This window comes from Streptomyces clavifer (assembly GCF_036345975.1).
Taxonomy (GTDB): Bacteria; Actinomycetota; Actinomycetes; order Streptomycetales; family Streptomycetaceae; genus Streptomyces; species Streptomyces clavifer.
This window is the reverse complement of record NZ_CP107793.1, coordinates 2,976,387-2,989,654: the sequence shown is the minus strand read 5'-3', so window position 1 is coordinate 2,989,654 and position 13,268 is coordinate 2,976,387. Positions and strand designations below refer to the sequence as shown.

Annotated in this window: 8 protein-coding genes; 5 read left to right on the top strand and 3 right to left on the bottom strand. The window is 69.8% G+C overall.

Annotated features, from left to right (window positions below; all coding sequences use genetic code 11):
* The first annotated feature begins 130 nt into the window (after positions 1-130).
* Complete coding sequence (secA, locus tag OG927_RS12825) at positions 131-2,956, top strand: preprotein translocase subunit SecA (RefSeq protein ID WP_056798706.1); 2,826 nt, start codon at positions 131-133, stop codon at positions 2,954-2,956.
* A 309-nt stretch (positions 2,957-3,265) separates the two neighbouring features.
* Here the strand turns inward: secA and OG927_RS12820 are convergent, their stop codons facing one another.
* Positions 3,266-3,694, bottom strand: a complete 429-nt coding sequence (locus OG927_RS12820; RefSeq protein WP_319104505.1) for an Rv3235 family protein — start codon at positions 3,692-3,694, stop codon at positions 3,266-3,268.
* 280 nt (positions 3,695-3,974) lie between these two features.
* On the opposite strand from OG927_RS12820, the gene OG927_RS12815 reads away from it, so the two are divergent.
* From OG927_RS12815 to OG927_RS12805, 3 genes are all read left to right on the top strand, one after another.
* Positions 3,975-4,481, top strand: coding sequence for a DUF6912 family protein (locus OG927_RS12815; RefSeq protein WP_056798701.1), 507 nt, complete (start codon positions 3,975-3,977; stop codon positions 4,479-4,481).
* Positions 4,482-4,511: 30 nt separating this feature from the next.
* Positions 4,512-5,183: an HAD family hydrolase gene (locus OG927_RS12810; RefSeq protein WP_056798698.1), complete on the top strand. Its 672-nt coding sequence runs from the start codon at positions 4,512-4,514 to the stop codon at positions 5,181-5,183.
* Between the two features lie 472 nt (positions 5,184-5,655).
* Complete coding sequence (locus OG927_RS12805; protein ID WP_330320180.1) at positions 5,656-10,662, top strand: NAD-glutamate dehydrogenase; 5,007 nt, start codon at positions 5,656-5,658, stop codon at positions 10,660-10,662.
* Between the two features lie 130 nt (positions 10,663-10,792).
* Here the strand turns inward: OG927_RS12805 and OG927_RS12800 are convergent, their stop codons facing one another.
* Positions 10,793-11,575, bottom strand: a complete 783-nt coding sequence (locus OG927_RS12800; RefSeq protein WP_330320179.1) for an ABC transporter ATP-binding protein — start codon at positions 11,573-11,575, stop codon at positions 10,793-10,795.
* The gene (locus tag OG927_RS12795; protein ID WP_056798814.1) at positions 11,568-12,509 is read right to left on the bottom strand and encodes an ABC transporter permease; all 942 of its coding nucleotides are present in this window, start codon (positions 12,507-12,509) and stop codon (positions 11,568-11,570) included. The genes OG927_RS12800 and OG927_RS12795 overlap by 8 nt, the downstream gene beginning before the upstream one ends.
* 142 nt (positions 12,510-12,651) lie before the next feature.
* Here OG927_RS12795 and OG927_RS12790 point away from each other — a divergent pair, with 142 nt between their 5' ends.
* Positions 12,652-13,263: a TetR/AcrR family transcriptional regulator gene (locus tag OG927_RS12790; RefSeq protein ID WP_056798688.1), complete on the top strand. Its 612-nt coding sequence runs from the start codon at positions 12,652-12,654 to the stop codon at positions 13,261-13,263.
* Positions 13,264-13,268: the final 5 nt, after the last annotated feature.

The window sequence follows — 13,268 nt, the reverse complement described above, 5'->3', positions numbered from 1 at the left end:
CAGCAGCCCTCCCGGCGCGGCGGGGTCCTCGCTTACGATGGCCGTTGCGGTGGGGCCCACCTGCCGTGCCCGCGCCAGAGTCCATAACACGACCCAGTGCCAGGCCCGACCGGCAAGGAGACCAGCCTCAGTGTCCGTCTTCAACAAGCTCATGCGTGCAGGCGAAGGCAAGATCCTGCGCAAACTGCACCGCATCGCGGACCAGGTCAGCTCCATCGAAGAGGACTTCGTCAACCTCTCCGACGCCGAGCTGCGGGCGCTCACCGACGAGTACAAGGAACGGTACGCGGACGGCGAGAGCCTGGACGACCTGCTCCCCGAAGCATTTGCGACCGTCCGTGAGGCCGCCAAGCGCGTCCTCGGACAGCGCCACTACGACGTTCAGATGATGGGCGGCGCCGCCCTCCACCTCGGCTACGTGGCCGAGATGAAGACCGGTGAGGGCAAGACCCTCGTCGGCACCCTGCCGGCGTACCTCAACGCGCTCTCCGGCAAGGGCGTGCACCTGATCACGGTCAACGACTACCTGGCCGAACGCGACTCCGAGATGATGGGCCGGGTGCACAAGTTCCTCGGTCTCGAGGTCGGCTGCATCATCGCCAACATGACGCCGGCGCAGCGCCGCGAGCAGTACGCCTGCGACATCACGTACGGCACGAACAACGAGTTCGGGTTCGACTACCTCCGCGACAACATGGCGTGGTCGCAGGACGAGCTCGTCCAGCGCGGCCACAACTTCGCCATCGTCGACGAGGTCGACTCGATCCTCGTCGACGAGGCCCGTACGCCGCTGATCATCTCCGGCCCGGCGGACCAGGCCACCAAGTGGTACGGCGACTTCGCCAAGCTGGTCACGCGCCTCACCCGGGGTGAGGCGGGCAACCCGCTGAAGGGCATCGAGGAGACCGGCGACTACGAGGTCGACGAGAAGAAGCGGACCGTGGCCATCCACGAGCCCGGCGTCGCGAAGGTCGAGGACTGGCTCGGGATCGACAACCTCTACGAGTCGGTGAACACGCCGCTCGTCGGTTACCTCAACAACGCGATCAAGGCCAAGGAACTCTTCAAGAAGGACAAGGACTACGTCGTCATCGACGGCGAAGTCATGATCGTCGACGAGCACACCGGCCGTATCCTCGCCGGCCGCCGTTACAACGAGGGCATGCACCAGGCCATCGAGGCGAAGGAAGGGGTGGACATCAAGGACGAGAACCAGACGCTCGCCACGATCACCCTGCAGAACTTCTTCCGCCTGTACGGCAAGCTCTCCGGCATGACCGGTACGGCGATGACCGAGGCCGCCGAGTTCCACCAGATCTACAAGCTCGGCGTCGTGCCGATCCCGACGAACCGGCCGATGGTCCGTGCCGACCAGTCGGACCTGATCTACCGCACCGAGGTGGCCAAGTTCGCCGCGGTCGTCGACGACATCGCGGAGAAGCACGAGAAGGGGCAGCCGATCCTGGTCGGCACCACCTCGGTCGAGAAGTCCGAGTACCTCTCGCAGCAGCTCTCCAAGCGCGGCGTCCAGCACGAGGTGCTCAACGCCAAGCAGCACGACCGTGAGGCGACGATCGTCGCCCAGGCCGGCCGCAAGGGCGCGGTCACGGTCGCGACGAACATGGCCGGCCGAGGCACCGACATCAAGCTCGGCGGCAACCCGGACGACCTCGCCGAGGCGGAGCTGCGCCAGCGCGGTCTGGACCCGGTGGAGCACGTCGAGGAGTGGGCGGCCGCGCTGCCCGCGGCGCTGGAGAAGGCCGAGGAGGCCGTCCGCGCGGAGTTCGAAGAGGTCAAGGAGCTCGGCGGTCTGTACGTGCTGGGCACCGAGCGGCACGAGTCGCGGCGTATCGACAACCAGCTGCGCGGTCGTTCCGGCCGTCAGGGCGACCCGGGCGAGTCCCGGTTCTACCTGTCGCTGGGTGACGACCTGATGCGGCTGTTCAAGGCGCAGATGGTCGAGCGCGTCATGTCGATGGCGAACGTTCCCGACGACGTGCCGATCGAGAACAAGATGGTGACCCGTGCGATCGCCTCGGCGCAGTCGCAGGTGGAGCAGCAGAACTTCGAGACGCGTAAGAACGTCCTGAAGTACGACGAGGTGCTCAACCGGCAGCGTGAGGTCATCTACGGCGAGCGCCGGCGTGTCCTGCAGGGCGAGGACCTGCAGGACCAGATCCGTCACTTCACGGACGACACGATCGACGACTACATCCGCCAGGAGACGGCGGACGGCTTCGCCGAGGAGTGGGATCTGGACCGGCTGTGGGGCGCGTTCAAGCAGCTCTACCCGGTGAAGGTCACGGTCGAGGAGCTCGAGGAGGCCGCGGGGGACCTGGCCGGGGTCACCGCCGACTTCATCGCCGAGTCGGTCAAGGACGACATCCACGAGCAGTACGCGGAGCGTGAGAAGTCGCTCGGCTCGGACATCATGCGCGAGCTGGAGCGGCGTGTGGTGCTGTCCGTCCTGGACCGCAAGTGGCGTGAGCACCTCTACGAGATGGACTACCTCCAGGAGGGCATCGGCCTCCGGGCCATGGCGCAGAAGGACCCGCTGGTCGAGTACCAGCGCGAGGGCTTCGACATGTTCAACGCCATGATGGAGGGCATCAAGGAGGAGTCCGTCGGCTACCTGTTCAACCTGGAGGTCCAGGTCGAGCAGCAGGTCGAGGAGGTCCCGGTGCAGGACTCGGCGGAGCGGACCTCGCTCGCGAAGCAGGACGCCCCGGCGGCTGCCGGCTCCGGGCGTCCGGCGATCCGGGCCAAGGGCCTGGACGCGCCCCAGCGTCCGGACCGGCTGCACTTCTCCGCTCCCACGGTCGACGGGGAGGGCGGCGTCGTCGAGGGCGACTTCGCCAACGGTGACGCCGGTCGGTCCGAGGGTGACGGGATGACGCGTGCGGAGCGCCGCAAGGCGCAGAAGAGCGGTGGCGGCGGGCGTCGCCGCAAGAAGTAGGACGGGATACCGAAGGGCCTGGGCCGGAACACCTCACGGTGTCCCGGCCCAGGCCCTTCTCGTGTGCCCGCAGAGGCCCGGCGGAGGCCCCGCAGAGGCCGTGGAAGCGGGTGGGAGCCCTTCGGGTGCCCGCGGGTGCGGGAAGCCTCCACGTGGCCGCGGAGGCGTCAGGGAGTGCGGCCGGGGCGGTCCGGGGCCGTGCTTGTGCCCTGGCCGGGGCTCGGCCCGTCCCACGGGCCGCTGTTCAGTCGGCCGGGCCCGCGGGTCCCGCCGTGTCCGGTCGCCGGACGGGCCGGGTTCCGGGGGCGGTCATCTCACGGCCGGCAGGCGTTCGCCGCCCAGGTCCACGGCGGCGCAGCGCCAGCGGAGGTCGGGGCCCTGCTCCAGTCGGAAGGCCATCGCCCGGACCTGCTCGCCCGTCGCGATGCTGGCGAAGGCCTCGACCACCCCGGTGGCCGGCTGCGTCCCGTAGCAGGCGCGCACGACGGGGCGCCTGCCCCCCGCCCCGAGCGGGGCGTTCGGGGCGAGCTCGGCCAGCTGGTCGTAGGCCTCACCGATGGTGTGGCCGAGCATCCAGTGCACCGGGCGCTGGCCGCTGAGGACCGCGAGCAGGCGCTCCGCGAACCACTGGTGCGGGCGCAGCGGCCGCCGGGTACGGTGCGGCGTCCGCTGCGGCGGTACGGTGCCGGGCCTGCTCCGGTCGCGTCGTCCGGCCGGCCTCGTCCTGTCCGTGCTCATTCATAGCCCCCGTGGCTGCGGTGCGGAGCCCGGATGGGTACCGGGCGGTAACTTCTTGCTGGGCATCTTCTACGGGGACGGCGGGCCGCCCCGCAAGCGGAGGCCGGGCACGGGTGGGCGCTCCCAGAGATCACCTATCCGGGTGGCGGGCCGTGCGCCGCAAGGGGACCGGCGGGGGTGACGGGCGTGGCGCGGTGGACGGCGAGGGGTGGCTGATGAGCCCCGAAGGGGGACGCCCCACGTATCCTGTGGACGTCATCGACGAGGAAAGCGGTCAGCCATGCGTGTGTACGTCCCCCTGACCCTCTCCGGTCTCGCCGCGGCGCACCGGGCGGGCGAGCTGGGTCCCGGCCCGCTGACCGCCTACGCGGTAACACCCGGACTGCGTGAGTGGTACGCCTCCGACGACGTCGAGGAGCTGGAGTACGCGGCCCTCAACCGGGCGGCCTCCGCCTCGCTGCGGATGATCGGCGGGAAGCCGGACGAGCCCCGGCGCCGGGTCGTCGTCGCCCTCGACGTACCGGACGGGGCCGCGGTCGCCGATCCTGACCGGGTCCCGGACGCCTCGTCGCTCGGTGAGGTGCGGATCGCGGACGCCGTGAGGCTGTCGAAGGCCGCCGCCGTGCACGTGGACGCCGACGAGGCCGAGAAGGACGTGGCGGCGGCCGCCGCGGCTCTGGGGGCGGCCGATCAGGGTGACGGCGACGCGCAGTTCGCGGTCGACGGTGCGGAGGACCACGAGCTGCTGTGGTTCGGGATCCAGGAGATCCCCGCTCTGCTCGGCTGAGTGTCGTACCCGGCGAGTATTTTTCTACCCATGGCGACACCGGGGAAGCACCGCACGCATCTGGTCTGGGACTGGAACGGCACCCTGCTCGACGACATCGACGCGGTCGTCGGTGCGACGAACGCCGCGTTCGCGGAGATCGATCTGGCGCCGATCACCATGGAGCAGTACCGGGAGACGTACTGCGTACCGATACCCAGGTTCTACGAGCGGCTCCTCGGCCGGCTGCCCACCGACGCCGAGTGGGAGCGGATGGACGGCATCTTCCACCGCCACTACACCGAGCAGCGGGCGGCCTGCGTCCTGACGCAGGGCGTCGAGGAACTGCTGGCGCAGTGGGGGCTGGCGGGCCACAGCCAGTCGCTGCTCAGCATGTACGGCCATGAGCATCTGGTCCCCGTGGTGCGCGGGTACGGCATCGAGCGTCATTTCGTCCGGGTGGACGGGCGCACCGGCCCGAGCGGTGGCAGCAAGGCCCAGCACATGGAGCGGCACTTCATGGCGCTGGAGGGGATAGCCCCGGAACGAGCGGTGGTCATCGGTGATGCCGTGGACGACGCGGTCGCCGCCGCGCACGTCGGGGCGCGTGCGGTGCTCTACACCGGCGGTTCGCACAGCCGGAGCAGCCTGGAGGCGGCAGGAGTGCCCGTGGTGGACACCCTGGCGGAGGCCGTCGCGCTGGCGGAGCTGATGACCGGCTGAGCGGCCGGGCGGACCGGGCGGTCATGTGACCGGGTGGACCGGGCTGGCGGATGCCGGTCCGTGCGCGAGGAGTCGCGGGCACCTGCGCGGGTTCCCGTCCGACCCGCGCACGAGGAGTCGCCCGTACGTGCTGAAGCGGTCCGGTGCGATGTCCAAAGTGTCAAAGTTCGCGGTCTTCTTTTGTACATATGCGGCCCATGACGGTTGTGGGTGCAAGAGGGATAGCCTGGTGCCGTGATCAGCGCGATACGCCTCGGGGGCAGCGAAGCCCCCGGCCTGCGCCCGGAGTGCCACAGCACCCGGGCGATCCGTGATCTCCGCACCCCGGACCGTCTGCCGAAAATGGCCGATACGGTCCCGGGTACCTCCCAAGGCGGCATAGCGTCGACCGAGACCGGAAACCCGGCGTCGTGGCGGTACGTCGTCTTTTACACCTACGTCACGCAACGGCGCGCGACAGGAGCCAGAGGACATGCAGACCAAGCTGGACGAAGCCAAGGCCGAGCTGCTCGCACGGGCGGCCCGGGTAGCTGACAACAGTCCGGGCGGTGGTGTCGGTGGCCCGGGAGGTAACCCCCGGGTGCACCTCGCCGAAGCCGGTGACGAGACCGGGGCCGGGGCCGGCCGGGACACGCTGCTCGCCTACCTCCAGCGTTACTACCTGCACACCGCTCCGGAGGATGTGACGGGACGGGACCCGGTCGACCTCTTCGGCGCGGCCTCCTCCCACTACCGGCTGGCCGAGAACCGCCCGCAGGGCACCGCGAACGTCCGGGTGCACACCCCGACCGTCGAGGAGAACGGCTGGACGAGCAGCCACTCCGTCGTCGAGGTCGTCACCGACGACATGCCGTTCCTCGTCGACTCGGTGACCAACGAGCTGTCCCGCCAGGGCCGCGGCATCCACCTGGTGATCCACCCGCAGGTCATCGTCCGCCGCGATCTCACCGGCAAGCTGATCGAGGTCCTCGCCGACGACCGGGCCCGGGGCAACGGGGTGAAGCGGGCCAAGGGCCGCGACGAAGGCCGGGCCGAGCTGCCGCACGACGCCCTGGTCGAGTCGTGGATCCACGTCGAGATCGACCGGGAGACCGACCGCGCGGACCTGAAGCAGATCACCGCGGATCTGCTCCGCGTCCTGTCCGACGTACGGGAGACCGTCGAGGACTGGGACAAGATGCGCGACGCCGCCCTGCGGATCGCCGACGACCTGCCCGCCGAGCCCCTCGACGACCTCGGTGACGAGGAGGTCGAGGAAGCCCGGGAGCTGCTCCGCTGGCTCGCCGCCGATCACTTCACCTTCCTCGGCTACCGCGAGTACGAGCTCCGGGAGACCGACGCGCTGGCCGCCGTCCCCGGCACCGGCCTCGGTATCCTGCGCTCCGACCCGCAGCACAGCGAGGACGAGGCCCACCCGGTCAGCCCCTCCTTCGACCGGCTGCCCGCCGATGCCCGCGCCAAGGCGCGCGAGCACAAGCTGCTCGTCCTGACGAAGGCGAACAGCCGGGCGACGGTGCACCGTCCCAGCTACCTCGACTACGTCGGGGTGAAGAAGTTCGACGCCGACGGCAACGTCATCGGTGAGCGGCGCTTCCTCGGCCTGTTCTCCTCCGCGGCGTACACCGAGTCCGTACGCCGGGTGCCCGTCGTGCGCCGCAAGGTCGCCGAGGTGCTGGAGGGCGCGGGCTTCACGCCGCACAGCCACGACGGCCGCGACCTGCTGCAGATCCTGGAGACGTACCCGCGCGACGAGCTCTTCCAGACGCCCGTCGACCAGCTGCGCTCCATCGTCACCTCCGTGCTGTACCTCCAGGAGCGCCGCCGGCTGCGGCTGTACCTGCGCCAGGACGAGTACGGGCGCTACTACTCCGCCCTCGTCTACCTGCCGCGCGACCGCTACACCACCGGTGTGCGGCTCCGGCTGATCGACATCCTCAAGGAGGAGCTGGGCGGCACCAACGTCGACTTCACCGCCTGGAACACGGAGTCGATCCTCTCCCGGCTGCACTTCGTCGTCCGGGTCCCGCCGGGCACCGAGCTGCCGCACCTCACCGACGCGGACGCGGACCGCATCGAGGCCCGCCTCGTCGAGGCCGCCCGGTCCTGGTCCGACGGCTTCCAGGAGGCGCTCAACGCCGAGCTGGGCGAGGAGCGCGCCGCCGAGCTGATGCGCCGTTACGGGCACTCCTTCCCCGAGGGCTACAAGGCCGACCATTCGCCGCGTGCGGCCGTGGCCGACCTGGTCCACCTGGAGGCGCTCAAGAGCGAGAAGAAGGACTTCGCCCTCAGCCTGTACGAGCCCGTCGGGGCGGTCCCCGGCGAACGCCGCTTCAAGATCTACCGGACCGGTGAGCAGGTCTCCCTCTCCGCCGTCCTGCCCGCCCTCCAGCGGCTCGGCGTCGAGGTCGTCGACGAGCGCCCGTACGAGCTGCGCTGCGCCGACCGCACGCATGCCTGGATCTACGACTTCGGGCTGCGCATGCCGACGGCCACGGGCAACGGCGACCACCTCGCCGACGGTGCCCGGGAGCGTTTCCAGGAGGCCTTCGCCGCCGTCTGGACCGGTGAGGCGGAGAACGACGGCTTCAACTCCCTCGTGCTGGGCGCCGGTCTCGACTGGCGCCAGGCCGTGGTGCTGCGTGCCTACGCGAAGTACCTGCGCCAGGCGGGTTCGACGTTCAGCCAGGACTACATGGAGGACACCCTCCGCAACAACGTCCACACCACGCGGCTGCTGATCTCCCTCTTCGAGGCCCGGATGTCGCCGACCCGGCAGAAGGCCGGAACGGAGCTGACCGACGGGCTGCTGGAGGAGTTGGACGGGGCCCTGGACCAGGTCGCCTCGCTCGACGAGGACAGGATCCTGCGGTCCTTCCTCACTGTCATCAAGGCCACGCTGCGGACCAACTTCTTCCAGCTGGCCGACGACGGCGAGCCGCACGGCTACGTGTCGATGAAGTTCGACCCGCAGGCCATCCCGGACCTCCCCGCGCCCCGCCCGGCGTTCGAGATCTGGGTGTACTCGCCCCGTGTCGAGGGTGTCCACCTGCGTTTCGGCAAGGTCGCCCGCGGTGGTCTGCGCTGGTCGGACCGGCGCGAGGACTTCCGTACGGAGATCCTCGGCCTGGTCAAGGCGCAGATGGTCAAGAACACCGTGATCGTGCCGGTCGGCGCCAAGGGCGGCTTCGTCGCCAAGCAGCTCCCCGACCCGGCCGTCGACCGTGACGCCTGGATGGCGGAGGGCATCGCCTCCTACCGGACGTTCATCTCCGCGCTGCTCGACATCACCGACAACATGGTGATGGGCGAGGTCGTGGCGCCCGCCGACGTCGTGCGTCACGACGAGGACGACACCTACCTCGTCGTCGCGGCGGACAAGGGCACCGCGAAGTTCTCCGACATCGCCAACGACGTCGCCGTCGCGTACGGCTTCTGGCTCGGCGACGCCTTCGCCTCGGGCGGCTCCGCCGGATACGACCACAAGGGCATGGGCATCACCGCCCGCGGTGCCTGGGAGTCCGTCAAGCGGCACTTCCGCGAGCTGGGCCACGACACGCAGACCGAGGACTTCACCGTCGTCGGCGTCGGCGACATGTCCGGTGACGTGTTCGGGAACGGCATGCTGCTCTCCGAGCACATCCGGCTCGTCGCGGCCTTCGACCACCGCCACATCATCATCGACCCGGACCCGGACGCCGCCACCTCCTACGCGGAGCGGCGCAGGCTGTTCGACCTGCCGCGCAGTTCCTGGGCCGACTACAACAAGGACCTGCTCTCCGCGGGCGGCGGCATCCATCCGCGTACCGCCAAGTCGATCCCGGTCAACGCGCACATGCGCGAGGCGCTCGGCATCGACTCCAAGGTCACCAAGATGACGCCCGCCGAGCTGATGCAGAACATCCTCAAGGCGTCGGTCGACCTCGTGTGGAACGGCGGCATCGGCACCTACATCAAGTCGTCCGCCGAGTCGAACGCCGATGTCGGCGACAAGGCCAACGACGCGATCCGGGTCAACGGCGAGGACCTGCGGGCCCGGGTCGTCGGCGAGGGCGGCAACCTCGGGGCCACCCAGCTCGGCCGCATCGAGTTCGCCCGCACCGGCGGCCGGATCAACACCGACGCGATCGACAACAGTGCCGGTGTGGACACCTCCGACCACGAGGTGAACATCAAGATCCTGCTCAACGGCCTGGTGCGGGACGGCGACATGACCGTCAAGCAGCGCAACAAGGTGCTCGCCGAGATGACGGAGGAGGTCGGACAGCTGGTGCTGCGCAACAACTACGCGCAGAACGTCGCGCTGTCCAACGCCTGCTCCCAGGCTCCGTCACTGCTCCACGCCCACCAGCGCTTCATGCGCAGGCTCGGCCGCGACGGGCACCTGGACCGGGCGCTGGAGTTCCTGCCGAACGACCGGCAGATCCGCGAACTGCTGGGCCACGGCAAGGGGCTGAGCCAGCCCGAGCTGGCCGTCCTGATCGCGTACACCAAGATCACGGCGGCCGACGAGCTGATCTCCACCAGCCTGCCGGACGACGCCCACCTGCAGAAGCTGGTGCACTCCTACTTCCCGAAGCAGCTCCGCGAGCGCTTCCCGGAGGCGGTCGACGGCCACGCCCTGCGCCGCGAGATCATCACGACGGTGCTCGTCAACGACACCGTGAACACCGGTGGCTCGACCTTCCTGCACCGCCTGCGGGAGGAGACCGGGGCCTCACTGGAGGAGATCGTGCGGGCGCAGTTCGCCGCCCGTGAGATCTTCGGCCTCTCCGAGGTGTGGGACGCCGTCGAGGCGCTCGACAACCAGGTGGCCGCCGATGTGCAGACCCGGATCCGACTGCATTCGCGCCGGCTCGTCGAGCGCGGTGCGCGCTGGCTGCTCGGCAACCGGCCGCAGCCGGTCGAGATCGCGGAGACGATCGAGTTCTTCCGCGACGGTGTCGGGAAGGTGTGGAACGAGCTGCCCAAGCTGCTCGTGGGCGCCGACCTCGAGTGGTACCAGTCGATCCACGACGAGCTCACCTCCGTGGGCGTACCCGAGGAGCTGGCGGTGCGGGTGGCCGGATTCTCCTCGGCCTTCCCGGCGTTGGACATCGTGGCGATCGCGGACCGCACGGGCAAGGACGCCCTGTCCGTCGCGGAGGTCTACTACGACCTCGGCAACCGGCTGGGCATCAGCCAGCTGATGGACCGGATCATCGAACTGCCGCGGGCCGACCGCTGGCAGTCCATGGCCCGTGCCTCCATCCGCGAGGACCTGTACGCGGCGCACGCCGCGCTGACGGCGGACGTACTGGCCGTCGGTAACGGGTCGTCCACCCCGGGGCAGCGGTTCGACGCCTGGGAGGAGAAGAACGCGGCGATCCTGACGCGGTCGCGCTCCACCCTGGAGGAGATCCGGAGTTCGGAGGCCTTCGACCTGGCGAACCTGTCCGTGGCCATGCGGACGATGCGGACCCTCCTCCGCACACACGCCTGACGCCTCCCCCGTCCCGTGCCTCCCGTCGCTGGGAGGCACGGGACGCGGGAATCGGGCATAACGCCCCCGTTCCGGTCCCTCCCCTCCCACCGGCCCATGGTGGGAGGGGAGGGACCGGGGCGGGGGTGGGTTATTGGGGGGGCTTGGTGAATTGCTCGTAGGCGGCCACGACGTCCTTGGCGGGGCCGTCCATCCGCAGCGTGCCCGCCTCCAGCCAGAGCGCCCGGTCGCAGGTCTCGGTGATCGAACGGTTGCTGTGGCTGACCAGGAACACGGTGCCGGCCTCCTTGCGGAGCTCCTTGATCCGGTCCTTGCTGCGCCGCTGGAACTTGGCGTCGCCCGTGGACAACGCCTCGTCGATCAGCAGGACGTCATGGCTCTTGGCCGCCGCGATGGAGAAGCGCAGCCTGGCCCCCATGCCGGACGAGTACGTGCGCATCGGCAGGGTGATGAAGTCGCCCTTCTCGTTGATGCCGGAGAAGTCGACGATGCCCTGGTAGCGCTCGCGGATCTGCTCGCGGGTCATGCCCATGGCCAGACCGCCGAGCACGACGTTGCGCTCCCCGGTCAGGTCGCTCATCAGGGCGGCGTTCACGCCGAGGAGCGACGGCTGGCCCTGGGTGTGCACCCGGCCCTTCGAAGGGGGCAGCAGGCCCGCGATCGCCTTCAGCAGCGTCGACTTCCCGGATCCGTTGGAGCCGATCAGGCCGATGGCCTCGCCCCTGTACGCGGCGAAGCTGACGCCTTTCACGGCGTGCACCTGGCGTGCGCCGCGCGGCTGCCCGCGCGACACGATCCGGTTCAGCGCGGAGGTGGCGCTGCCCTTTCCGGTGCGGGCGCCGTTGACGGTGTAGGTGATGTGCACGTCGTCGACGACGACGGTGGGCACCCGTGTGTCGGGGATGTCAGCCACGTCCGTACCGCTCCTCGGCCTTCCAGAAGTACACGAAACCGCCGATCCCGCAGACGAGCGCCCAGCCCGTCGCGACGGCCCACACGTGCGGGGGCAGCTGCGCCCCGGTGAAGCTGTCGATCAGTGCGTACCGCATCAGGTCGATGTAGACGGCGGCGGGATTGCACTCAAGCGCCAGCAGGACCCAGTGAGGGACCCGGTCGCCGGTGAGCAGGGTGTCGAGGCTCCACATCACACCCGAGGCGTACATCCACGTCCGCAGGACGAAGGGCGTCAGCTGGGCGATGTCGGGTGTCTTCGAGGCAAGGCGGGCCATGACCATGGAGACCCCGGTGTTGAACAGGGCCTGCAGGGCGAGCGCCGGGATCGCCAGCAGCCAGGACGGTCGCGGGTACTGGCCGAACACGAGCAGGATCACGAAGAGCGCGCCCAGCGAGAACAGCAGCTGCTGCAGCTGCTGGAGGGCCAGGGCGATCGGCAGGGACGCGCGCGGGAAGTGCAGGGCGCGCACGAGCCCGGTGTTGCCGCTGATGGCCCGGGTCCCGGCCGTGATCGAGCTGGCGGTGAAGGTCCAGATGAAGACGCCGGTGACGAGGAAGGGCACGTAGTCGGGGACCCCGTGCTTGGTGTTCATCAGGACGCCGAAGATGAAGTAGTAGACCGTCGCGTTCAGCAGCGGGGTCATGATCTGCCAGATCTGGCCGAGCTTCGCCTGGCTGTACTGGGCGGTCAGTTTGGCGGTGGCGAACGCCGTGATGAAGTGCCTGCGCCCCCAGAGCTGCCGGATGTACTCCCCGAGCGAGGGCCGGGCCCCGCTGACGGTCAGCCCGTGCCGGGCGGCGAGAGCGGCCAGCTCACCCGGTCCGTAGGCCGGGAGGAGGGGGGAGGAAGAGGGGTCCACCGGGGCCGGCGGTGCTGCTGTCTGGCTCACCACGATCGCTTTCGACGGGGGCAGAAGGAACGAGGGCGCACGCATCCGGACCGATGGGACGGCACCGTATCGTCGCAACGCAGACAGTAGGACGTTTGTACGTCGCAACGCAACCGTTTCGTCGTTACGGTCTATCATTCGGGCCATGACCACCGAACGGCGAACCGGGCGCCGCACCCCGGCAGGTGCCGCGGTGCTGCGCGAGGACGTCACCGACGCGATCCGCGGGGCCGTCTTCGAGGAGCTGGCCGCGGTGGGGTTCGCGCGGATGTCGATCGAGGGCATCGCCCGCCGGGCGGGGGTGGGCAAGACCGCCGTCTACCGCCGGTGGAAGTCCAAGCTCCACCTCGTGCTGGACCTGGTCGCGGCCGTCGCCGCCCAGGGCATGCCCGCCCCGGCGACCGGTTCGCTGTACGGGGACGTGCGCGCCGTGCTCGAACTGGCCGCGTACGCCCTGCGCCACCCCGTCGCCTCGCAGGTGATCCCGGACCTGCTGGTCGAGGCGGCGCGCAACCCGGAGATCTCCGACGCCATCAAGGCCGCCCTGCTCGACCAGCAGCAGGGGGTGGCGGCCGTGGTCGTACGCGCGGCGGTGGCCCGCGGGGAACTCCCCGAGGGCAGCGACCCGGACCGGGCACTGGACCTGATCGTCGGACCGCTCTACTGGCGCCTCGTCGTGGTCCGCGGCGACCTGCCGAAGGGGTATCTGGACGACCTCGCCGAGTCGGCCGTCGCCGCCCTCAGGAGCGGTCGCTGAGCGGT